Consider the following 23936-nt stretch of genomic DNA (forward strand, 5'->3'; position numbering starts at 1 on the left):
ATAGCGATTCTCAAAGTAGTCGATAATGGAAGGTGAGAGTCGATCGTGGAGCTTAACTACCAGTTGGTGAGTTTCACCGTCACAACAGATAAATGACATGATGGACTTCGTCGAACGGAATTCATCAAAGCAGAGGTGTTTAGGCAGGACGGCCATTCGATAATGAGGTTCAACTCGTTCGGTGATGGTCCGACGAACACTACTGGCTGAACAATGACAAAGGCGAGCGATTAGCTCGCCATTCAAACCTTCACGAACTAATGCCATGATTTGATTTTTAAGATCTTGGGAAAGAGTATGATTATGTTTAGTTAATTGTGTAATAGCACCAAAAGTAGTTTGACAATTGGAACAATAGTAAAGTTGCTTAGCTAGAATCATTTCATATCGAGTACCGTTAAGACTTGCCAAACGAAGATGACTTTTTCGCAAGCCGTTTTTGACCACTGATTTAAATCCACAGTTTTTACAGCGATCCACGGGATAAGTCAGTGAAGCATGAATCAGTTTCCACTCTTCATTGTTTTTCAAAATAGTTTCGACTTTGAGAACCTTGATATTCTGGTCTTCAATTTCGAGGAGATTTAGGATAGAATTGTTTTGGGACATCTGCATAACCTTCTTTACATGATTTTTGTGGTGAATTGATTGTACAACACGAGGGCAGCAGCTGTCCTTTTTGTGTACAAAAAAACTGGCATTGATTTTTCATCAATACCAAAAAGTGTATACCCAAAAGAAACCAGGTTTTGCCTAGTTTCTTTTTTGTTTATTAAGCTGATAAGGAGAACAATATATGACCTTTTATACGGAGGACTATTTTTTACACCAGCAACAGTTTAATAGTATTATTAACTATGCAGTAATTTTAGTTTTAATCATTTTAGTGTTAATTAATTCATTTCGCTACCTTCACCACCAGTTACAGACTCGCTACCGTGATCTAGGAATTATATACTTCTTGCTTTTACTAATTTTTGCGGGTCTTCAAATCACCAATTTAGAAAAAAGTTACTCTCAACAATCCCAATCATTACAAATGCGCCCATTTATTCGTGCGGTTGCTAGAGACCATAATATTAGTTCAGATAAAGTGGTGGTTAATTCAACAACATTAACTGACGGAATTATTGTTCGCTTTAATAAAAAAGATTATCGAGTAAATTTAAGTCCTAATGGGGACAATTATACTCTTACTCGCGCTCACGTTGTCGAGCATCCTGTGATTATTGAAAAGTAGGGGGATAAAGTTATGGATTATGGTTTAATCACTATTAAGTTTGTTTTAGGGATGGTTTGTCTAATTTTCCAAATTAATATTTTGGGAAAGGGAAATTTAGCACCGACCTCTGCAATTGACCAGGTACAGAATTATGTCCTTGGGGGAATAATCGGTGGCATTATTTATAACCAAGATATTACTGTATTACAGTTTGTGATGGTTTTACTAATTTGGACGCTTATTGTATTTGTTGTTAAATATGCTAAGGAACATAATGTGCTTATTCAAAACGTTATTGATGGACAACCGCGTTTACTGATTAAAAATGGTCAGGTCCTTGTTGGTAATTGTATGTGAGCTGGAATGACAGCTAACGAGTTAATGTTCCGCTTGCGAAGTCACGGAATTTATGAAATTTCAAAAGTTAAGAGTGGAATTTTAGAACAGAATGGTCAACTAGTGGTAATTGAAAATAATGAAGAAAATGTTCGCTTTCCCTTAATCAATGATGGTCAAATTAATAGTGATGTTCTTGAGTTGATCCATCATGATAAGGAATGGCTTGAACGGCAGGTCAAAGATGCCGGCTTTAGTAATGTTAATGATATTTATCTTGGTGAATATATCCATGGTAAATTACACTTGGTCGGTTATCCAAAGAACTAGTCAATGTAAAGAATATAAAAAAGTTCCCAAGCTCGGTAAACCGAACTTGGGAACTTTTTTACACTAACTTATTTCAATGGGTCCTGCCAAAATTGATAATGACTAGTGTTAACTGTTAGATCATAAAAACGATTTCCCATGTTTTCGCCATCAATTTGGCCAAACTCTAAAGAAGTCGTGGAATAGTGAAGCTTCTTTGCGTGAAATCGGTGAGCAAATCGTGATTCAGCTAGTTTACCCCGTGCAAGCTGAATTACTTCCCAAAAAGTAAGAAGCCAATTTTTTCGTTCAGCGATCACCATATTAATAGCATCTTCACCAACATTTGCGGACCGATCAATTTGGAAGCCGCCCCCAAGATAAGGATGGTTAGTTGCTACCACAATAAAAGCTTTAGGAAAAATATAATGATGGTTTTGTTCCTGAAGAGTTAGCTGGAAAGGTTGTTGGTCATATATGACACCAAAAGCCTTACTTAAGTAGGAAAGACTCCCTAATCGGATCCTATTTAACCTTTTCTTCGTACTAGATGAGTTAGTCCGGCTAACGATTGCGGCATCAAAACCGATTCCAATATTATTTAAGAAGAAGCCTTCTTCTTTTTTGATTGATTCAAAATAATGACCAATCGTAATGGTTCGTGCTTCTGTGGTAGAGGTAATTTGTTGAAGAGCCTTTTCGGGATTTAATGAAATTCCGTAGCCACGTGCAAAATCATTACCAGTACCAGTAGGAATGTATGATAAGGGAAGGGGTGCTCCAGCTTTTATTAAGCCATTAAGAACGTTATGCAGAGTGCCATCCCCACCAATTACAATTACAACGGTATTTTTATTAGAGTTTGCGGAAATCTTTTTTGCCAAAAATGCTTCGTGTTTAGCGTAGCTAGTTTGATGGAGGGAATAATCTAACTGTCCTTCAATGGTGGGACGGAGAATGTTCCAAGTCTTTTGAGCTTTCCCGTTTCCTGCAGTCGGATTTAGGATTATCTCGTAATGCATAATTAGACCTCCCTTAATATCAAGCAAAAGACAGCCGAGAGAATTGAATTCCCGACTGTCTTAATTAGCAATTAGAATTTAGTAATCTTAAAGTTTGGATTTTGCTTTTCGTATTCCAAAGCTTTATCGTCTAATTGCTCAACGAATTCGATGTTGTAGTCAGTATTTTCTTCAACCAGTAGTAAAGCTTGAGCTTCTGAGTCAGCTTCAATGTACAATGATTGAGTATTTTCACGAACCGGTCGCTTAGTTGCATCGGGTTGATAGTATACCTTAAAAGTCATACTGTAAAATGCTCCTTATTATTTAATTTAAACTTTAGTTACTTAAATTATTTTAGCACATCTAATCAATTGTGTTACTTAAAATTGGAAAATGGTATGATTAAGTTAAATATAATTAAGAAATGGGATGAGCCTATGTCATTTTTTTGGCTAGTTCTTTTGGCGGTTATCGCTGTAATCATTATTTATGTTGTTGTTCATCGCTTGCTGATTAATCACGCAACTTTAATATTGAAAAACCAAGCCCAGTCAGTAACTAATGAGGCGGTAAATAATTGTCTTGGTCAATTAAGTGGTCAAACATTTAGTCTTTCTTCTGAGATTGTTGCAGATGTTTGGGGGAAAGGTGTTCTTGCGTTTGAGTTCCATTTTGATCCAGCAAAATATCACTTAACAAAGGATCAACTTAATAGGAATATTCTTGAACAAAAGCTAACTGAGTATGCAAAAAAGAATAAAGTTCAGGCGTGTAAAGAAAATTCGACCATATTTAAGGTAACTGATTGGTGGACTTATGAAAATATCTTGCATATCGATGTTGCTTATGTTTTAAATGAAGCAACTCGTGAATACATTGCAGATTTACGGCGTCTAGATCAGCATAAATAAGCGGGACTTTGGGAAACGTCTTTTATTATTCTTCGTAGTTAAACTTTTACAGTATTTAAAAAGCAAAAAGGGGTCGGTGAAAATTTCACCGGCCTCTTTATTTTTTAGCTAATCATAATAGTATCGTCAGGAGCCTTGAATGGATCTTTCTTATTGATATGGTCGTAGAAAAGGACGCCATGAAGGTGATCGATTTCATGTTGACAAACAATTGCTGGGTAATTTTTAAGCCGAACTTGGTGAGTCTCACCATTAACATCTTGGTAACGAAGCGTAATGCGATCGTGACGTGGAACGTAACCAGGAACATCTTTATCGACAGAAAGACAACCTTCACCTTCTGTTAGTGCTCCGTACTGGACAGATTCGCTAACGATAACGGGGTTGATAATAACGTCCTTAAAAGAAGGCTTATCATCATCTTCATCTAAAGATGGAACGAGAACCGCAGCCATTTGCTTTGAAATCCCAACTTGAGGGGCAGCTAAACCAACACCTGCGCGGAGTTTATATTTCTTGCATAGTTCTGGATCCTGACTTACTTCAAGGTATTCCATAGCACGCTTGGCGAATTCTTGGTCCTCTTTTGATAATGGAAATTCGACTTTTGCGGCGCGTTTACGTAAGACAGGGTCACCATCGCGAACAATATCTTTCATTAAATACACAATGATCATCCTCCAAATTTAATTATTATTGTTATAGTTCAAACAAATAGTAGTTTATCACAAACTAATATTGAATAAAAATTTCGCCAAAATATAAAATAAGTAAAGCCTAACTAACTATTTTTACTGAAAACGTATACAAATTAATAAATTCTTAGTCTAATTAATTAAAATAAGTTAATGAAAGCGCTTGTATTATATTGAAAGAGCGGTATACTAAATAATGTAAGTAAGGTAAGTAATCGCTTACGATGATGTTAATTGGATTTGGAAAGGGATGTTTTATAATGGCCAATACCAAAGCTGTTGACTTTGCAAAGATTAAAGCTGAAGAAGGCGCTCCATATGCAAAGCCTGTTCAAATTCTCGATAATGATGGGAATGTCGTTAACAAGGATTTAATGGCTAACTTCAGTGATGATCTGTTAGTTGACTTAATGAAGAAGATGGTTTGGGAACGTGCACTTCACGAACAAACCATGAGTTTCTCTAAGCAAGGTCGTTTAGGATTTTATGCCCCAACTTGGGGTGAAGAGGCCTCAGAAATGGGGACCGCGGCTGCATTTAAGAAGAATGACTTCTTATTCCCTGCATATCGTGACTTACCTCAATTGATTCAACACGGTGCAACTGTTGCTCAAATGTACCTTTGGTCAAAAGGTCACCTTAAAGGTAACATGTTTGACGCTCGTGCATTACGTCCACAAATTATTATTGGTGCCCAAATGGTTGAAATGGCCGGTGGTGCCCTTGGTATTAAGAAGAACGGTGAAAAGGATGCCGTTGCTTATGCATATACCGGTGAAGGTGGTTCATCACAAGGTGACACCTACGAAGGGATGAACTTTGCTGGTGCATTCCAAGCTCCTGCCGTATTTATCATTCAAAATAACGGTTGGGCAATTTCATTCCCACGGAAGCTTCAAACATATGCTCAAACTATTGCCCAAAAGGGTGTTGCAGCTGGTATTCCAGGTGTTCAAGTTGATGGGATGGATGTTTTGGCATGTTACGAAGTTGCCAAGGAAGCTCGTGAATTCGCTGCTGCCGGAAATGGTCCAGTATTAATTGAAACTTTGACTTACCGGTTCGGTGCTCACAGTTCTGCTGGTGACGATCCTAGTCGTTACCGTACCAAGGAAGAAGAAAAACCATGGTTCGACAAGGATCCATTGATTCGGCTTCGTAAGTACTTAACTAAGAAGGGTCTCTGGTCTGAAGACGAAGAAACTAAGTATGCTGAAGAATGCAAGGAAGACTTCAAGAAGGCTATGAAGGAAGCTGACTCTGTAGAACCAGAAAAGGTTACAGATATGCTTAAGCGGACCTTCGAAGTTCCAACCCCAGATATCAAAGAACAAATTAAGAAGTACGAAGCAAAGGAGTCGAAGTAATCATGGCTAAAAAGACTTATATCAAAGCTATTACTGAAGGTATTGACATTGCTTTGTCTGAAGATCCTAAGACCTTGGTCTTCGGTGAAGATGTTGGTAAGAACGGTGGTGTCTTCCGTGCTACTAACGGCCTACAAGAAAAGTACGGGAAGGACCGTGTATTTAGTACACCATTAGCTGAATCTGGTATTTTAGGTTTATCAATTGGTTTAGCTGCAACTGGTTGGCGTCCAGTTCCAGAAATTCAATTCATGGGCTTCACTTTTGAAGCAATGGACTCAATTGCTGGACAGATGTCACGTGTACGTTTCCAATATGATGGTACTAAGAACATGCCAATTACTATCCGTACTCCATATGGTGGTGGTACTCATACTGCTGAATTGCACGGGGATGATCTTGAAAACTTCTTCGTAGGTATTCCAGGACTTCGTGTTGTTACACCAAGTTCAGCTTATGATGCTAAGGGACTTGTTATTTCTGCTATTGAAAACAATGACCCAGTTCTCTTCCTTGAAAACCTTCGTCTTTACCGTTCTGTTAAGGGTGAAGTTCCTGATAAGAAGTACACTGTTCCATTGGACAAGGCTAATGTTGTTCAAGAAGGTAGCGATGTAACTATTATCGCTTATGGTGGTGAAGTTTCAGAAGCACAAAAGGCTGCTAAGAAGCTTGCTAAGAAGAATATTTCTGCAGAAATTATCGACCTTCGTTCACTTTACCCACTTGACACTGATACTATCTTTGAATCAATCAAGAAGACTCATCGTGTAGTAATCGTTCAAGAAGCACAAAAGATGGCTGGTGTCGGTGCACAAGTTGCTTCTGCTATTTCTGAAGGTGCCATCATGTACTTGGATGCTCCAGTTATTCGTGTAGCTGCTCCAAACTCTGTTTACCCATTCCCACAAGCAGAAAATGTATGGCTTCCTGGTGCTGATGACATTGAAGATGCCGCAACACAAGCTGTTAATTATTAATCACAGTGGATACACTACTGATTAAGAAAGGAAGTTAAATCGATATGGCTTATAAATTTAGACTACCTGAAATGGGTGAAGGTTTGACTGAAGGGGACATCGCTTCTTTCTTAGTAAAGGAAGGCGACCAAGTCAAAGATGGTGACCCATTAGTAGAAATTCAAACTGATAAATCAACCACTCAACTTGTTTCTCCTGTTGCTGGTACAATCAAGAAGATTGAGGCAAAAGAAGATGACCACGTTGAAAAGGGCGACGACCTTGTAATCATTGATGATGGCAAGGATGGCGTAAGCACTAACGTTGATGATGCAGATAGTGAAGATTCTGATGATGCAGACGACACTGCTGCAGAAGAATCAAGTGCTCCAGCTGAAAGTGAAGCTCCTGCAGCTTCAAGTGAGCCTGCTCCAGCCGCTAAAAAGGGTGGCGTTGCACCATTAGCTGAACCAAACAAGTTAGTTATGGCAATGCCTTCAGTACGTCAATACGCTCGTGATAAGGGTGTTGACATTTCCTTAGTACAACCAACTGGTAACCACGGTCAAGTATTGAAGATTGATATTGATAACTTCAACGGTAATGCTGCTTCTACTCCAGCTACTAACGCTACTGCTGCAGCTAGTGCTTCAGCTGCCGGTAACACTATCAAGCCATATGAAGGTGCCGGTAAGGATGCTGAAACTCGTGAACCATTATCTAACATGCGGAAGATCATTGCTAAGAACATGCGTGATTCAGTAGATATTAGCCCAATGGTAACTGTCTTCGCTAACGCAGAAGTTTCTAAGATGATGGCTAACCGGAAGAAGTACAAGGCTGTTGCTGCTGATCAAGGTATTCACCTAACATTCTTACCTTATGTTGTTAAGGCTTTGATTGCGATGATGAAGAAGTACCCAGAATTCAATTGCTCAATTGACGACAGTACTCAAGAATTAGTTCAAAAGCACTACTACAACATTGGTATTGCTACAAGTACTGATCACGGTCTGTACAACCCTAATATTAAGAATGCAGATTCAAAGAGTATGTTTGAAATTGCTAAGGAAATTTCTGATAATGCTCAAGCAGCAGAAGATAACAAGCTTAGTCCAGATAGCATGGCTCACGGCTCAATGACCATCTCTAATATTGGTTCAATGCGTGGTGGTTGGTTCACTCCAATTATTAACCAACCAGAAGTTGCTATTCTTGGTATGGGTACCATTGCTACTGAACCAATTGTTAATGCTGATGGTGAAATCGTTGTTGGTCACAACATGAAGTTGTCATTAACTGTTGATCACCGTTTGATTGATGGTGCTTTAGCTACTGAAGCTTTGAACTACTTGAAGAAGCTTCTTGAAGATCCTGAATTGTTAATGATGGAGGGCTAATTAAATTATGGCTGATGTTGAAAAGAAAGATACAGTTATTGTCGGGGGAGGTCCTGGTGGTTATGTTGCCGCCATTCGTGCCTCAGAACTCGGCCAAAAAGTTACCTTAATTGAAAAGGGCAGTGGCGAGCCTAACCACACTGGACTTGGTGGTGTTTGCCTGAACGTTGGATGTGTTCCTTCTAAGGCCCTAATTGCTGCTGGTCATCGTCTACAACAAGCTCTTGATTCCTCAACTTATGGTATTTCTAAGACCGATTCAAAGATTGATTTTAATAAGACTCAAGAATGGAAGCAAAAGAAGGTCGTTGACCGGATGACCCGTGGAGTTAAGATGCTTTTAAAGAAGCATAAGGTTGAAGTAATTGATGGTGAAGCCGTAATGGACAACGATCATCAGTTACGGGTACTTAAGGCTGGTCCAAAGCAGTTTATGGACTTTGACGGTGGACGTACGATCACTTGGAATAACCTAATTTTGGCTACTGGTTCTCGTCCAGTTGAAATTCCTAACTTCAAATTTGAAGGTCGGGTAATTGATTCCACTGGTGGACTTGGTCTCACTGAAATACCAAAAGAATTCGTAGTTATCGGTGGTGGATACATCGGTACTGAATTGGCAGGTGCTTATGCTGACTTAGGTTCACACGTTACCATCCTTGAAGGCTCTGACTCAATTCTCGGTGGCTTTGATAAGGATATGGTAAAGGTTGTTGAAAAGAACCTGAAGAAGAAGGGCATTGACATTGTTACTAATGCAATGGCTAAGAATTCTTCTCAAGATGATTCTAGTGTTACCGTTACTTACGAAGTTGATGGTAAAGAAAATACCATTAAAGCTGACTACTGCATGGTTTCAGTTGGTCGGAAGCCAAACACAGATAACTTTGGCTTAGACATGACTTCAGTTAAGTTGAATGATCATCACCAGATAATTGTTGATAAGCAGGGTAAGACTAACGTTGATCATATCTACGCTATTGGTGATATTGTTCCAGGTCCTGCATTGGCTCACAAGGCCTTCTTTGAAGGTAAGACTGCTGCTGGTGCAATTGCTGGTAAGAATACCGCTAATGACTGGGTTGGTGTTCCTGCAGTTTGCTTCACTGATCCTGAATTAGCCGAAGTTGGTATGAATGTTGAACAAGCTAAGGAAAAGGGAATCGAAGTTGCTACTTCACAATTCCCATTCGCTGGTAACGCACGTGCTGTTTCACTTGATGAGCCAGAAGGATTTGTTCGCTTTATCTACACTAAGGATAAGAAGAACATCGTTGGTGCACAAGTTGTCGGCCCAGAAGCAAGTACTTTAGCTGGCGAACTTTCATTGATTGTTAACTGCGGTATGAATGTCGAAGATGTTGCTTTGACAATTCACCCACACCCAACATTGAATGAACCAATTCAAGAAGCAGCTGATGTTGCCCTTGGGCTTCCAACTCACATTTAGAATGTCGTAAAACATCCAAAATCCCAAAACACGCTATCATTAAGGTAGCGTGTTTTGTGGGTTTAAAGCTAAAATAAGATATGTGGTAAATTAAAGTTTACGAAAAGAGCGTGATAACGATGGGTATAAAACAAAATAACTATTCCTATCCGATTGATCCGGACTGGACAAACGAAGAAATTAGTGCAGTAGTGGGGATGTTTCGTGTCGTTGAGGATGCATACGAAGTTGGCGTTAATCGTCAGGCAGTACTCGATCAATATAAAAAGTTTAAGCAGGTTGCAAATTCAAAAGCATATGAAAAGCAACTGAGGAAGCGTTTTGAGGATGTATCGGGTTATTCGCTGTATAAAGTTATGCAAATGACAAAGGAAAAACAGGCCGGGAAGATACGAGTAAATGCGGATGCCAAATAATAAAGAGTTAAAAGAATTTGACCGTAAAGCACAGAAACTTCTGTGGGCAGTCAGAGACCAGACGATTGAACTAATGAATACGCCACTAGTAGTTGATACCAAATCTTCTGCTAATGATTTAGTGACTAATGTTGATCGGCAGAATGAACGATTGATGAGAAGGCAACTTATGGAAATTGATCCATCAGCACGTATTGTTGGTGAAGAAGAGAGCTTTCACCACCAACTTGATCAAGATTTGAGTGGCAATATTTGGATTATTGATCCGATCGATGGGACATTGAATTTTGTTAAACAACGGGATCATTTTGCAATCATGTTAGCTCTATATTGTGATGGGCAACCAACACTGGGCTACATTATGGACGTAATGAATAAGCACTTATATCATGCTTGGCGAGACCATGGAGCATATGCGGATGATAAACAGCTGGTAAAGCCGGTCGATGCGCATCTCAATGAGAGTCTCATTGCAATTAATGGTTGGCAGTTAATGAAAAATAATTTTCACCATCAAGAAATTGCAAAGAGAGCCGCTGGATTAAGGATGTATGGAAGTGCAGGAATAGAAATCATTCATGTCCTAAAAGGCCAGCTTGGTGGTTATACATCAAGGCTAAAGCCGTGGGACATTGCTGCCGGAAGGGTAATTGCAGAAGAACTTGGTTTGATTGTGAAAACAATTGACGACCAACCAATTAATGTGCTATCATCAAACACTGTATTAGTAGCAACGAAAAAAGTTTGTCAGGATGTTTGGCAAATTACTAAATAGTTGTCGAAGCTGTGACTAATTTGTCGCAGTTTTTTTATGAAATCACTCGCGGGACAGTGTATACTGAACTTGTTAGAGTAGAGTTAAGATGAAAGGAAGATCGAATCTTGAAATCTCGTGACGACATTCGGAACATTGCGATTATTGCCCACGTTGACCACGGTAAGACTACTTTGGTTAACGAAATGTTGAAACAATCAGATACTTTGCCAGAACACTTCTCAATTGAAGATCGGGCAATGGATACTAACGCTATTGAACGTGAACGTGGTATTACTATCTTATCTAAGAACACTGCTGTTAAGTACGGTAAGTACCAAATCAACATTCTTGATACACCAGGACACGCTGACTTCGGTGGAGAAGTTGAACGGGTTATGAAGATGGTTGATGGTGTCCTTCTTGTTGTTGATGCTTTTGAAGGAACAATGCCACAAACACGGTTTGTTTTGAAGAAGGCTCTTGAACAACACTTAACACCAATCGTAGTTATTAACAAGGTTGACCGTAAGGGTGCACGTCCTGAAGAAGTTGTCGATGAAGTTCTTGACCTCTTCATTGAATTAGGTGCTGATGAAGATCAACTTGACTTCCCTGTTGTTTACACTTCAGCTATGAACGGTACTTCAAGCTATGACTCTGATATTTCTACTCAAGAACATACCATGAAGCCATTGTTTGATACTATTGTTAAGACTATTCCAGCACCAGTTGATAATTCTGATGAACCACTTCAATTCCAAGTGGCAATCTTGGATTATAACGACTTTGTTGGTCGGATTGGTATTGGTCGTGTCTTCCGTGGTAAGATCAAGGTCGGTGATAACGTTACCTTATTGAAGCTTGATGGCTCCAAGAAGAACTTCCGGGTTACTAAGCTTTTTGGTTTCTTCGGTCTAAAGCGGTTGGAAATTAAGGAAGCCGAAGCCGGTGACTTGATTGCTGTTTCAGGAATGGAAGATATCAACGTTGGGGAAACTGTTGCTGATCCTCAACATCCAGAAGCAATTACACCATTGCGAATTGATCCACCTACATTACGGATGACTTTCCGGACTAACGATTCTCCATTTGCTGGTCGTGAAGGTAAGTTTGTTACTGCCCGTCAACTTGAAGATCGTTTGAAGCGTGAAACACAAACTGATGTATCATTAAAGGTTGAAGATACTGATGATCCAGGTGCCTGGACTGTTTCTGGTCGTGGTGAATTACACCTTTCAATTTTAATTGAAACATTACGGCGTGAAGGATACGAATTATCAGTTTCACGTCCAGAAGTTATCTATCGTGAAATTGATGGTGTAATGTGCGAACCATACGAAGAAGTTCAAATTGATACTCCTGATGAATACACAGGTGCAGTTATTGATAGTCTTTCCAAGCGGAAGGGTGAAATGAAGAACATGGAACCAGGTGACAATGGTCAAACCCGGTTAATCTTCTTAGCACCATCACGTGGGTTGATTGGTTATTCAACTGAATTCATGACAATGACTCGTGGTTACGGAATTATGAGTCATACCTTTGAAAAGTATGCTCCAGTTATTAAGAACTGGAACCCTGGTCGTCAAAAGGGTACTCTTGTTTCAATGAATGCTGGTAAGGCTACAACTTACGCCATGATGGGAATTGAAAGTCGTGGTCAATTATTGATTGATCCAGGTACAGAAGTATATGAAGGAATGATCGTTGGGGAAAACAGCCGTGAAAATGATATTACGGTTAACATTACTAAGGGTAAGAACCTAACTAACGTTCGTGCGGCTGGTTCTGATGAAATGGCCCACATTAAAACCCCTACCCACTTCTCCCTTGAAGAATCCCTTGAATTCTTAAACGAAGATGAATACTGTGAAGTAACACCTGAAAATATTCGTTTACGGAAGAAGATTTTGAATACTAACGCCCGTGAAAAGGATGCTAAGCGCCGTCGTGCTGCCTCACGGAAGTAAGTTAATAATATTATTTTAAAAATAGTCCTGAAGATGACTTCTTGCACCAGCTTCAGGACTATTTTTATTTTTGGTGTATAATAAAAGAGAATTTTTTTCAATTAGGTGGGTGCAATAGTGAAAGTTAAGCATATTCGTAAAATTCATTTTTCCCAGGTTTGGAAAAACTTTCATTACTGGGATTATTATTTAATGGTGCCCTACTTAGTTCTTTGTATGATCGGCATTGTGATGGTATATTCTTCCAGTGCGGCAATCGAAATGCAGAACGGCGGATCACCAACTGCGTACCTGATTAAACAAATAATCTATGTCATAATGGGAATTTGTTGTTTGGTTTTTGGTGCTAATTATTCTTTAGAGCATTATCGAACGCCACGCTTTTTACGTGATTCGACATTTATTATGGTGGGGATGCTTTTATTTGTTCTCGTGTTGAGTCATGCTGTGAATGGTGCAAAAGGCTGGATTAATCTTGGAGTTATTAATATTCAGCCGGTTGAAATTTGTAAGGTTTATTTTATTTTGTACCTATCGGATCGGATGGCACGAGTACGCTCACGAGATGCTCACTTTATTAGTTCAGGTGGTGGACCGTGGCTTGTGGTAGCCCTGTGCTTACTTCTGATTGCTCTTCAACCAGATATTGGTGGGATGGCAATTAATATTATGATCGTTGCGGTTCTCTTCTTAGCCTGTGATTTTCGGTGGAGCTTTGGTATTAGTGTTTTACTGTTTATTCCGATTATGGGTTACTTATTGATCGAAAAAGCGGTTGAAAATGGTTTGATTCACGGGTACCGGATGGCACGTTTTGTTGCCTTTTTAAATCCATTTGGGAATGCTTCTGGTTCAGGAAGCCAATTGGTTAATTCTTATTACGCTATTAGTAATGGTGGAATTTTTGGTTCTGGTTTAGGTAATAGTGTCCAGAAAATGGGGTATCTTCCTGAGCCAAACACTGACTTCATTATGTCGATTACAAGTGAGGAACTAGGCTTAGTTGGTGTCAGCGTAATTTTGATATTGTTAATGGTAATTATTTGTCGAATGATCCAGGTGGGCGTTCGTAGTAATTCCATGTATGAAATGCTATTATGTTATGGTTCAGCAACGTTTATTTTAATTGAAACATTTTTTAATATTGGTGGGGTCCTCGGTTTATTACCAATTACTGGTGTGACATTTCCTTTTATTAGTTATGGTGGTTCAAGTATGTTGATCCTGTCATTTACTGTTGGATTAATCATGAATATTAGCATTCGTCAAAATAAACGTCGAGCATTGCGGAAAAATGTCCATCAAGGAGGGAAAGTGAGTGTTTAATTTAACTAAGCGACGAGCCTTGATCGTTTACTACAATGGATATCGAGTAATACGAACCCTCCATCACTATGGTCAATTAAGGTATACATCAAAACATTTTCACTATGCGGTTTTGTATGTTAACCAGGATTCTTATGATGAGGTGAAGAAAAAGGTTCAACACCTTCGTTCGGTAAAGCGGGTGATTGATTCTGCACGGCCTGATCTTGATCCAACATTGACCGATTTAGAACAAACTGGACTATATAAACAACATGATGAGGATGATTAGAAATGAGAATTGTTGCTGGTGATTTCGGTGGTCGTCGACTAAGTGCTGTTCCTGGAATGGCAACCCGACCAACAACTGATAAAGTGAAAGAGGCATTGTTCAATATTATTGGTCCTTACTTTAAGGGTGGAATTAGTCTTGACCTATATGGTGGTAGTGGAGGACTAAGTATCGAAGGAGTCTCGCGAGGGATCGAACATGCGGTTTTGGTTGATCGCGCTTATCCAGCAATTAAGACTATTAAGAGTAACATTGAGGTGACCAAGCACCCAGAAAAGTTTACCGTTTTAAAAATGGATTCACGAAGGGCGCTCACGGTTCTTCAAAAGCAAGGGAAAAAGTTTGACTTGATTTACCTTGATCCCCCTTATGCTAAGCAGCAAATTGTTAAGGACATGAGTCGAATGGTCGAACTTGACCTTTTGAATGATAATGCGTTAATAGTTGCTGAAACTAATCAAGAAGCAGATTTGCCAAATGATATTAATTCGTTTAAATTTATTAAAAAACAAAGTTATGGTATTACAGTTTTAAATTTTTATCGATTTGAAAGAGGGTAAATAAGATGAAAGTTGCAGTATTTCCTGGGACATTTGATCCATTAACATTAGGTCATTTAGATTTAATTAAGCGGGGAAGTGCCCTGTTTGATCAATTGGCCGTTGCCGTAATGACAAATCAGAATAAGAAGCCATTATTTACCGTAGAGGAACGGGTTGAGCAAATTAAGGAGGCCGTTTCAGGTTTAGATAATGTTTCGGTGATTACAACTGATGGGTTGACGGTCGACTTGATGAATAAGATTGGTGCCGATTACTTAATGCGTGGCTTGAGAAATACCACTGATTTTCAATATGAACGAGATATTGCCGCAATGAACAATTTCTTGGATGATCAGTGCGAAACGGTCTTCTTCCTTGCAAAGCCTGAATATCAACACCTTTCTAGTAGTATCTTAAAGGAAGTGACATCTTCTGGTGGTGATATTTCTGCTTACCTTCCAAAGAATATTAACGAAGCACTAAAGCAACGAATTAAGGAAGAAAAATTAAAACAGGTTAAGGAGCATAATGAAAAAACAAGATAAATTAATTATGCGGCGAATACTGGTTACACTATTTGCCGTTTTATTTATTGGTTGGTTCTTATTTTGGCCCCTTAATAAGTATATTGAGAGCCCGGGAACTGCTGATAGTTTACGTTCTTACGTTAAGGTGAAAGGGCATCCTGATAAGCAGAAAGGGAGCTTTATGATTACCTCTGTTTACCTTCAGCAAGCGCGTCCAATAACCTACCTTTGGGCTAAGGTAACACCCTATACCACGATTGAAAATAAGCAGGATGTTACTGGCGGTCAAAATAACGCTACTTTTAATAAGGTTCAAGATTTTTATATGCAAAGTGCGATTAATGAAGCGATCGCAAATGCCTATAAGGCCGCTCACCAAGAAGTAAGCAAACGTTACTTGGGAATTTATGTTCTTGAAGTTGAAAAAAATTCGAAATTCAAGAATGATATTAAGGTTGGTGACACGATTACAAAGGTGAATGGTCACCACTTCGATACTGCTCAAGGGTTCCAGAAGTACATTGCTAAACGAAAAATTGGTACTCCGTTGACGGTTACCTATCTTCATGATGGGCACCAGCACACTGTTACTAAACCCTTAGTAAAGATTGCTAGTTCTCGGGCGGGAATCGGGATTGTTTTAACTGATAATGTCAAAGTTCATACTAAGATTCCAGTTAAGGTAAATCCCGGGCAGCTCGGTGGACCTTCTGGTGGTTTGATGTTTACTTTGCAAATATACCAACAATTAACGGGGCAGGATCTACGTCACGGTCGAAAGATTGCCGGGACAGGAACGATCAACCCAGATGGCTCTGTTGGCGAAATTGGTGGGATTGATAAGAAAGTTATTGCTGCTCACAAAGCTGGTGCAAAAATTTTCTTTGCCCCGTATGTTAAACCATCAAAGTTGCTTCTTAAATATGAAGAGCAGCATATGACTAATTACCAAATGGCAAAGAAGACAGCTAATAAAGCCGCACCAGGAATGAAAGTTGTTCCAGTATCATCGTTTACTGATGCAGTTAAGTATTTAGAGACACATCCATAAATAAGAAAAGCAGAAGAGAACTTTTGAATAAGTTCTTTCCTGCTTTTTTAATTTATAAAGTGCAAAAGCTCCTTTTTTGCGTTCTTTATTAGTAGGAGGTTATTATGGAACGCTTAGAGGAAATCTGGCTTAATTATCGAAAGCAAATCATTATTGCAGTAGTTATCCTGGTGGGCATTGTTATTGTTGGCGGAAAGTATTACCAACCTCAACCAAATAAGATTGATGATCCCTTTACAACTACCAATAAAAAATCTTCATCAACTCAAAAAGGATCGCCGGTAAGAGGAAGAAAGGCTGTTTGCGTCGATATTAAGGGAGCTGTTACTCATCCGGGAGTCTATCGTTTGCCGGGTGGATCACGAGTGAACGAAGCTTTAGCCGCAGCAGGTCGTGAAACACCGGATGCAGATATGAACCAAGTAAACTTGGCTAAACAGCTGGTGGATGCTCAGGTTATTTACATTCCGAGAAAGGGGGAACAGGTTCCACCAACCTTAGCAGGGGGAATGGCTACTGCCGCACCAGTAAATAATGGTGGGGATAGTGCTACCCAAGAAATTACCAACCTTAACACCGCAACGAAAGAACAACTCTGTAAAATTACGGGAATCGGTGACAAAAAAGCAGACCTGATCCTCCAATATCGGCAGGAACACGGTAATTTTAATTCTGTTGATGATTTGAAAAATATTAATGGCTTTGGTGAAAAAACTGTTGCTAAATTAAAGCCAATGTTGGCAGTCTAATTTTTAGTTTGATTTTAATTTTGTTATACTAGTCATCAAAAGTATTTGGAAAGTGTGGATAGAATGAAGAAGAGGATTGATTGGGATCAGTATTTTATGATCCAGGCAGCTTTACTGGCATCAAGGAGCACCTGTAATCGCTTATCTGTTGGTGCGGTTTTAGTTCGGGACAAACGAATAATTGCTGGTGGATATAATGGTTCCGTTTCTGGTGATACTCACTGCATTGATGATGGTTGCTGCTTGCGTAATGGTCATTGTGTACGAACAATTCATGCTGAAATGAATGCGATCTTGCAGTGCGCTAAATTTGGGATTTCTACTGATGGTGCAAGCCTGTATGTTACTGATTTTCCTTGTCTGCAATGCACGAAGAGTCTCTTACAAGCGGGAATAAGAGAGATTAACTACATTCGTAATTACCATAATGACGAGTATGCTAAGCAACTAATTAAGTTAAAGAATATCCGCCTTAATCAAATTAAATTAGACGATAATATCCTTGAACAGGTTGCTCTGGATCAATATATTCATCCAGAGCAAAAGTAACGATTTATAACCGGATTATTTTTCCAGCAATTACTGCTGGATTAGTAACTGTGACTATCCTTAACCATTATTATTGGTTGTTGCTCCTTCTTTGTTTATGCTTATATCGAATTATTAGCTTGAATGAACGGCTAGTAGTGATTGTGACTTGTTTGGTTATAGCACTAATGTCTCTCCTGTGTTTTTGTGAATTACATAAGGATACCGTGACGACCGTGACTCAGCAAAAGGAGGTAACCGGTAAGGTATATACGGTCTTGCCCGATCAAGTAACATTCAACACAAACCTAATTAATGCTCAGGCAACGGATTGCCAAACTGGTGAGAGGGTAAGTTTAGTTTACTTTCCGCGGAGTGATCGAGAAGCCCAAAAGATTTGTCAGAACCCGAACATGATGAAATGGATAATTTCTGGTAATGAGCAGCCGATTGAACCAGCGACGAATTTTAACCAGTTTGATTCACAACGTTATTATCGTCAGTTCCGTATCTATAACCAGGTAAGGTGTAAACAACTCCAAATTAAAATTGAGCAGCAACCGAATATCCTTCAAAAATGTCATATTTTACGTGCTCGTTTATATCATTATTTTGAATCTTTTCCACACCCGCTTGCTGGCTATTGTCAGCAATTAATTCTGGGGATGAAAAATACACAAACTGCGGAGTTAATGCAAAATGTTAAACGGTTGGGACTGTTACATTTGTTCTGTATTTCAGGAATGCATGTAGTATTACTAACCGATTGCTTAAGGAAAGCTCTAATCCGGTTACATTTTAATCGTGAGGATATTGAATGGATCCTAATTGTTGCACTACCCTTTTACTTAATTATTGGTGGTGGTTCCGTTAGCTTGGTTCGGGCGGTCATTATGGCTGAAATGGGACTGATTCAACGGGTGACGCACCTAAGCTCACTTGATGGTTGGGCAACCAGTCTTCTTGGTGGGTTAATAGTGGATCCGTGGCTTCTGCTAACTCTTGGTGGACAGTTAAGTTATTTACTGTCATTCGCCTTGCAAGTTATTCCGGATAATATCCGTGGTTTTCGTCAGTCGTTATTGCTAAATTTAATTAGTTTACCGTCCATTCTGACATTTGTTTATGAAGTGCACCTCTTAACGTTTGTTTGTAGTTTCCTAATTATCCCTGTCTTCTCAAATTTTATTTTTCCAGCAGTAATTATTAGTGCACTTTTATTTAACTGTGTGCCTATTTTTCCGTTATTAATTAATAGTGTCTTGAGAGGATTTGAATGTTTATTGGGTGAGCTTAGCTGCTGTCCGGGGATGATTAGTTTTGGTAAGCCAACAATTACCGCTACCTGGCTACTATTTATTGCGACACTCTTTTTACTTGATCATTATCGTGGGAAGTCACTATTAATCCTTAGTGGTTTGTATCTGATTGTGTTTATGGGTATTCATATCCCACTATCTGGTGAAATTACCTTTGTAGATATTGGTCAGGGAGATAGTGCAATTATTCGTTATCCAGTTAGTAATCGAGTAGAGATGATTGATACAGGCGGAAAACTACAGTTCGGTAGGCCAATTGCTCGATCTCGAAGTGATTATGCGACGAGAACGAGTGTTAATTACTTGAAAAGCTGTGGGATTAGTAAGATTGATACAATTTACCTTAGTCACCATGATGTAGACCATATTGGGTACCTGACAACGATCTTGCGGAATTTTAAAGTCCAAAAAGTTGTGGTACCAAGTGGAATGGAGCGTCAACGAGCTTTGCTTAAACTGTTTTCCCCGGACTGCTTGCAGGTTTCCCAGATAATTCCTGTAAAAAATGGTGACATGATTCCAAAGTCAAAGCTCCATGTTCTTCACCCCTTTAATAAAGGAGAAGGAAAGAATGAAGATTCGATGGTTTTAGTGGGAACTTTTGGCCAGTTAAAGTTTATGTTTATGGGGGATCTTGATCGTCATGGTGAACAAGAAATAATTCGTAATTATCCTAACCTACAAGTAGATATTTTAAAATTAGGTCATCATGGTAGTAAAACGTCAAGTGATCCCCAATTTATAAAACGAATAGCACCAAAGATAGGGATTATTTCTGCTGGTCGTCAAAATCGTTATGGTCACCCTAACCAGGAGACGTTGAACACTTTACGCGAAAATAATATTAAGGCGATTTCAACTCAGCAATACGGAATGATTCGGTATCGTTATTTTAAGATTAATAGTCATTGGCAGACAAAGTTAAAGGGAGATGAGTACAGGTGGATGTTACCACGCTTAAACAACAAATAACGAGTAAGACACCTGCGATGGTTTATCTTGCATTAGGAACACAGCAAGTGCTTTTACAACAAGTACGGGAGATGTTTATTAATTTAATTCCTAAAGAAGAACGTGTGATGAATGTTGGTAGTTATGATATGGAAACTACACCGCTTGCCGTAGCACTTGATGATGCAATGGCTACCCCGTTTTTTGGTGAACGACGGTTGGTCCTGGTTAATAAGCCATATTTCTTTACCGGAGATAAGGGGCACGCAAAAATTGATCATGAACTGGAATCCTTAAGTAATTATTTACAGCATCCCGAACCTTCAACTATCTTAGTTTTCCTAGCGCCATATGAAAAACTAGATGGTCGTAAAAAGATTGTTAAAGAATTAAAAAAAGCAGCGGTAATGATTGATACCGCTCCCTTAGATGAGGCTCATGCCCGACGACAGATTCAAAATAGTTTAGCTGATGATAAGTATACGATTGATAACGAAGCAATTGATGAACTTGTCCAGCGAACTAACGCTGATTATGAATTAATGAATGCTAATTTAAGTAAGCTGAAATTATTAACATATCAAGACCGCCATATCACTAAGCAAGCGGTTCAGGACCTAGTGCCACAATCTCTCGATGAGAACGTATTTGATTTAGTTAATGCAGTTCTTCGGCATGATCAAACCAAGTCAATTGATTTATATGATCAGCTAATTGCTGGTCAACAACCGCCGTTGAGAATTAATGCGGTCTTGATTAGTCAGTTCCGGTTATTGTTACAAATTAAAGTACTAAGTTCTCGTGGCCTAAGTCAGGGGAGCTTAGCACAAAAATTAAGGGTTCATCCTTACAGGGTAAAGTTAGGACTGCAAACTGTTCGTCAATTTAGCTTGCTTGCCTTAGAGAATGCTTACTTAGGATTAGTCAACATTGAAAAAGCATTAAAGACAACCCAACGGGATCCTAGATTACTGTTTCAATTGTTTATGCTCCAATATGGCCAACAGCAGAAGATTGGCATGGTTTAATTAAGATCAAAAAACTCCTGGTGCTTTTGAAAGCTCAGGAGTTTTTGAGTATAAAAAATGAGAAGCAGGATGTAAATCCCGCTTCTCATTTTACTAATTACTTAGCGTAACGTGCTGAAAGACGTGACTTGTCACGAGCAGCCTTGTTAGCCTTGATAAGACCCTTTGAGTGGGCACGGTCAATTGCTGAGATAGCAGCCTTGTAAAGATCATCAAGGTTGTCTGCGCCAGCAAGCTTTGCCTTGTCAAACTTCTTGATAGCAGTACGCATTTTGCTTAATTGGGATGCGTTACGTGCTTCAGCCTTTTCGCTAGTACGAACACGTTCAATTGCTGATTTAATAATTGGCATGAGTTTCACCTCCGTTACCCAATATTCAGTTGACCAGAATTTTCAACATTTGTCATTATACAAAAGACTGGTGCTCAATGCAATAGTAAAGAGGAATTTCGAACAATTGACTTGCATCTTGGTGGGAAATTAGTTATATTATTAAAGGTTTACTTAAACTATGCCTCTTCTCAGTTTTGCGATCCTCACCGACGTAATACTTAGAACTTGGCGCATTAATAATTGAAAGGTGGGAAAATAGCATGGCTATTTCTAAAGAACGTAAGGATCAAATTATCAAGGAATTCGCAACTCACGAAGGTGACACTGGTTCTACCCAAGTACAAGTTGCTGTTTTAACTGCTGATATCAACGAATTAAACGACCACTTGCGTACACACAAGCATGATTACCACTCACAACGTGGTTTGATGAAGAAGATTGGTCACCGTCGTAACCTTTTGGCTTACTTACGTCGGACTGATTTGAACGCTTACCGTGAACTTATCCAAAAGTTAGGTCTTCGTCGGTAATTCATCAAGAAAGGCTAGGGTTAATTCCCTGGCTTTTTTCTTTTTAAAATTTTGCTCCAGTTACTCTTATTCCAATTTTTGCTGATTCTGTGGTAAGATATTATATAGTGATTTTGTACGATAAAATGCCTAATAAGGGTAAAACTAAACAAAGGAGCTCGCTAAATGAGTAGTATAAAAATGATTCCATTTGGTGGAGTACGCGAAAATGGAAAAAATATGTATGCGGTTGAGGTTGAAAATCGGATTTTCATTCTTGATGCTGGTCTAAAATATCCCGAAAACGAATTAATGGGGATTGATGTAGTTATTCCTGACTGGGAATACCTCAAGAAGCGGAAAGACGATATTGTGGGTGTTTTCCTTACCCACGGCCATGCTGATGCGATTGGTGCATTGCCATACTTCTTAATGGACTTTAATGTTCCGGTCTTTGGTAGTGAAATGACAATTGCTTTAGCTAAGTTAGCGGTAAAGAATCACAAGAAAGTTAAAAAGTTTAACGACTTCCATGTGGTAGACGAATCAACAGCAATTGACTTTAATGATGTTACCGTTTCTTTCTTCTCTACAACTCATACAATCCCAGAAACTTTGGGGATTGTCTTAGAGACACCTGAAGGTAACATTGTTTATACTGGCGACTTTAAGTTTGACCAAACTGCTAGTACGGGATACCAAACTGACCTGGCACGGCTAGCTGAAATTGGTTCTCAAGGAGTATTAGCACTATTAAGTGATTCAGCTGGTGCTGGAATTACTGGTGCTTCAGCACGAGAAAAGGATATCGGCGAATATATTCTTGAGACTTTCAAATATCAAAAGGGTCGCATTATTGTTGCAAGTGTTGCTTCTAACATTATGCGTGTACAACAGATTATTGATGCCGCAGTTAAGGTTGGTCGTAAATTAGTACTTTCAGGGGAAGATATCGAGCAGATTATCGATACTGCAATGCAACTAGGTAAGTTAAAGTTACCTAAGGATCTGTTAATTAGCATGGAAAAGGCTGATGAACTTGAACCAAACCAGGTTGTCATTTTAGAAACTGGGAAAATGGGTGAGCCAATCAAGTCACTTCAACAGATTGCTAATGGTGATAACCCTAAGCTTCACCTGTCAGATAGTGATTTAGTCTTTGTTACAACTACTCCTTCATATGCACAGGAAACAGAAGTACAAAAGACTAAGGACATGATTTATCGTACTGGGGCAGAAGTTAAGTTTATCTCAGATGACCTTAACCCGTCTGGTCACGCTAATCAAAATGATGAACAGCTGATGCTTAACTTTATGAAGCCAAAGTTCTTTATTCCAATTCAAGGTGAATACCGTCTATTAGATCGGCATGCTGAATTAGCTGAAGAAGTTGGAATTCCGGCAGAAAACATCTTTATTGTTAATAAGGGAGATGTTTTAACCTACAAGAACAGTAAGTTCCATGTTGGTGAACATATTGATGTTGCCAATACCATGATTGATGGTACTGGGATTGGCGATATCGGTAACATCGTTTTGCGGGATCGTCGAGTCTTGTCAGAAGATGGAATATTTGTTGTGGTGGCAACTATTGACCGGAAGAATAAGAAAATCGTTGCCCGTCCGCAAATTACGTCCCGTGGCTTTGTTTTCGTTAAAACAAACCGTCAATTGATGAAGCAAAGTGCTGATTTAGTTGAAAAGGTTGTTCAAGAAAACCTTGACCAAAAAGAGTTTGATTGGGGACACTTAAAACAAGATGTGCGTGAAAAGTTAAACCGGTTCTTATTTGACCAAACTAAACGTCACCCAGTAATTCTTCCAGTGATTATGGAAGTTAACCAACACTCACGAAAGAAGAATGGAACTCAAAAAGCCGAAGAGAATAGTTCCAACCAACAAGAGAACAAGAAAAAGGCTAAGAGACGTTCAAGTCGTGGCCGGGGCCGTGGACGAAAGCACCAAGCAAATAAAAATAATGAATAGGTAAAACTTGAAATCAGGG

25 protein-coding genes and 1 pseudogene are annotated in these 23936 nt (G+C 39.1%); 21 read left to right on the forward strand and 5 right to left on the reverse strand.

The window, feature by feature from the left end:
- A partial coding sequence (locus NFR46_RS02765; protein ID WP_478335187.1) for a transposase occupies positions 1-609 on the reverse strand: 609 nt, incomplete at its 3' end.
- Positions 610-796: 187 nt separating this feature from the next.
- On the opposite strand from NFR46_RS02765, the gene NFR46_RS02770 reads away from it, so the two are divergent.
- Positions 797-1240, forward strand: a complete 444-nt coding sequence (locus NFR46_RS02770) for a DUF3290 family protein (RefSeq protein WP_251574499.1) — start codon at positions 797-799, stop codon at positions 1238-1240.
- 12 nt (positions 1241-1252) lie between these two features.
- Positions 1253-1888: pseudogene (locus tag NFR46_RS02775) on the forward strand (DUF421 domain-containing protein).
- Positions 1889-1956: 68 nt separating this feature from the next.
- Here the strand turns inward: NFR46_RS02775 and NFR46_RS02780 are convergent.
- Both NFR46_RS02780 and NFR46_RS02785 read right to left on the reverse strand, forming a co-directional pair.
- Positions 1957-2889 carry a diacylglycerol/lipid kinase family protein gene (locus tag NFR46_RS02780; RefSeq protein ID WP_251574500.1) on the reverse strand — a complete coding sequence of 311 codons (933 nt, stop codon included), beginning with the start codon at positions 2887-2889 and terminating at the stop codon, positions 1957-1959.
- 71 nt (positions 2890-2960) lie between these two features.
- Positions 2961-3173 (reverse strand): DNA-directed RNA polymerase subunit epsilon, encoded by a 213-nt coding sequence (locus tag NFR46_RS02785; protein WP_003716860.1) that lies wholly within the window; start codon positions 3171-3173, stop codon positions 2961-2963.
- 135 nt (positions 3174-3308) lie between these two features.
- On the opposite strand from NFR46_RS02785, the gene NFR46_RS02790 reads away from it, so the two are divergent.
- Positions 3309-3782: a hypothetical protein gene (locus tag NFR46_RS02790; protein ID WP_251574501.1), complete on the forward strand. Its 474-nt coding sequence runs from the start codon at positions 3309-3311 to the stop codon at positions 3780-3782.
- 104 nt (positions 3783-3886) lie between these two features.
- Here the strand turns inward: NFR46_RS02790 and def are convergent, their stop codons facing one another.
- Positions 3887-4450, reverse strand: a complete 564-nt coding sequence (def, locus tag NFR46_RS02795) for a peptide deformylase (protein ID WP_251574502.1) — start codon at positions 4448-4450, stop codon at positions 3887-3889.
- A gap of 287 nt (positions 4451-4737) precedes the next feature.
- Between def and pdhA the strand changes: the two genes are divergently transcribed.
- From pdhA to holA, 16 genes are all read left to right on the forward strand, one after another.
- Positions 4738-5844, forward strand: a complete 1107-nt coding sequence (gene pdhA / locus NFR46_RS02800; RefSeq protein ID WP_251574503.1) for a pyruvate dehydrogenase (acetyl-transferring) E1 component subunit alpha — start codon at positions 4738-4740, stop codon at positions 5842-5844.
- Positions 5845-5846: 2 nt separating this feature from the next.
- Positions 5847-6824 (forward strand): alpha-ketoacid dehydrogenase subunit beta, encoded by a 978-nt coding sequence (locus tag NFR46_RS02805; RefSeq protein ID WP_251574504.1) that lies wholly within the window; start codon positions 5847-5849, stop codon positions 6822-6824.
- A 44-nt stretch (positions 6825-6868) separates the two neighbouring features.
- The gene (locus tag NFR46_RS02810; protein ID WP_251574506.1) at positions 6869-8203 is read left to right on the forward strand and encodes a 2-oxo acid dehydrogenase subunit E2; all 1335 of its coding nucleotides are present in this window, start codon (positions 6869-6871) and stop codon (positions 8201-8203) included.
- 7 nt (positions 8204-8210) lie between these two features.
- Complete coding sequence (lpdA, locus tag NFR46_RS02815; RefSeq protein ID WP_251574508.1) at positions 8211-9653, forward strand: dihydrolipoyl dehydrogenase; 1443 nt, start codon at positions 8211-8213, stop codon at positions 9651-9653.
- A gap of 119 nt (positions 9654-9772) precedes the next feature.
- Positions 9773-10069: a UPF0223 family protein gene (locus tag NFR46_RS02820; protein WP_251574511.1), complete on the forward strand. Its 297-nt coding sequence runs from the start codon at positions 9773-9775 to the stop codon at positions 10067-10069.
- Positions 10053-10844, forward strand: coding sequence for an inositol monophosphatase family protein (locus tag NFR46_RS02825; protein WP_251574513.1), 792 nt, complete (start codon positions 10053-10055; stop codon positions 10842-10844). The genes NFR46_RS02820 and NFR46_RS02825 overlap by 17 nt, the downstream gene beginning before the upstream one ends.
- Before the next feature lie 107 nt (positions 10845-10951).
- A complete protein-coding gene (gene typA / locus NFR46_RS02830; RefSeq protein WP_191683720.1) occupies positions 10952-12796 on the forward strand; it encodes a translational GTPase TypA in 1845 nt (614 codons plus the stop codon).
- A gap of 117 nt (positions 12797-12913) precedes the next feature.
- Positions 12914-14122 (forward strand): FtsW/RodA/SpoVE family cell cycle protein, encoded by a 1209-nt coding sequence (locus NFR46_RS02835; protein WP_420908576.1) that lies wholly within the window; start codon positions 12914-12916, stop codon positions 14120-14122.
- Positions 14115-14393 (forward strand): DUF2129 domain-containing protein, encoded by a 279-nt coding sequence (locus tag NFR46_RS02840; RefSeq protein WP_251574517.1) that lies wholly within the window; start codon positions 14115-14117, stop codon positions 14391-14393. Before NFR46_RS02835 ends, NFR46_RS02840 begins: the two co-directional genes overlap by 8 nt.
- A 2-nt stretch (positions 14394-14395) precedes the next feature.
- Positions 14396-14953 (forward strand): 16S rRNA (guanine(966)-N(2))-methyltransferase RsmD, encoded by a 558-nt coding sequence (gene rsmD, locus NFR46_RS02845; RefSeq protein WP_251574519.1) that lies wholly within the window; start codon positions 14396-14398, stop codon positions 14951-14953.
- 5 nt (positions 14954-14958) lie between these two features.
- Positions 14959-15480 (forward strand): pantetheine-phosphate adenylyltransferase, encoded by a 522-nt coding sequence (coaD, locus tag NFR46_RS02850; protein WP_251574521.1) that lies wholly within the window; start codon positions 14959-14961, stop codon positions 15478-15480.
- On the forward strand, positions 15464-16513 hold the full coding sequence (locus tag NFR46_RS02855; RefSeq protein ID WP_251574523.1) for a SepM family pheromone-processing serine protease: 1050 nt from the start codon (positions 15464-15466) through the stop codon (positions 16511-16513). Before coaD ends, NFR46_RS02855 begins: the two co-directional genes overlap by 17 nt.
- A 104-nt stretch (positions 16514-16617) precedes the next feature.
- Positions 16618-17262, forward strand: coding sequence for a helix-hairpin-helix domain-containing protein (locus NFR46_RS02860; RefSeq protein ID WP_251574525.1), 645 nt, complete (start codon positions 16618-16620; stop codon positions 17260-17262).
- 63 nt (positions 17263-17325) lie between these two features.
- Positions 17326-17811 carry a ComE operon protein 2 gene (locus tag NFR46_RS02865; RefSeq protein ID WP_251574527.1) on the forward strand — a complete coding sequence of 162 codons (486 nt, stop codon included), beginning with the start codon at positions 17326-17328 and terminating at the stop codon, positions 17809-17811.
- Between the two features lie 206 nt (positions 17812-18017).
- Complete coding sequence (locus NFR46_RS02870) at positions 18018-20081, forward strand: DNA internalization-related competence protein ComEC/Rec2 (protein WP_478335188.1); 2064 nt, start codon at positions 18018-18020, stop codon at positions 20079-20081.
- Positions 20051-21088 carry a DNA polymerase III subunit delta gene (gene holA, locus NFR46_RS02875; RefSeq protein ID WP_251574531.1) on the forward strand — a complete coding sequence of 346 codons (1038 nt, stop codon included), beginning with the start codon at positions 20051-20053 and terminating at the stop codon, positions 21086-21088. Before NFR46_RS02870 ends, holA begins: the two co-directional genes overlap by 31 nt.
- 97 nt (positions 21089-21185) lie before the next feature.
- On the opposite strand, the gene rpsT is transcribed toward holA, so the two are convergent.
- Positions 21186-21440, reverse strand: coding sequence for a 30S ribosomal protein S20 (gene rpsT, locus NFR46_RS02880; protein WP_003716879.1), 255 nt, complete (start codon positions 21438-21440; stop codon positions 21186-21188).
- A gap of 242 nt (positions 21441-21682) precedes the next feature.
- Between rpsT and rpsO the strand changes: the two genes are divergently transcribed.
- Positions 21683-21952 (forward strand): 30S ribosomal protein S15, encoded by a 270-nt coding sequence (rpsO, locus tag NFR46_RS02885; protein ID WP_102169068.1) that lies wholly within the window; start codon positions 21683-21685, stop codon positions 21950-21952.
- Between the two features lie 165 nt (positions 21953-22117).
- Positions 22118-23917, forward strand: a complete 1800-nt coding sequence (locus NFR46_RS02890) for a ribonuclease J (RefSeq protein WP_251574533.1) — start codon at positions 22118-22120, stop codon at positions 23915-23917.
- Positions 23918-23936 lie beyond the last annotated feature (19 nt).

Source organism: Limosilactobacillus agrestimuris (assembly GCF_943193105.1).
GTDB lineage: Bacteria > Bacillota > Bacilli > Lactobacillales > Lactobacillaceae > Limosilactobacillus > Limosilactobacillus agrestimuris.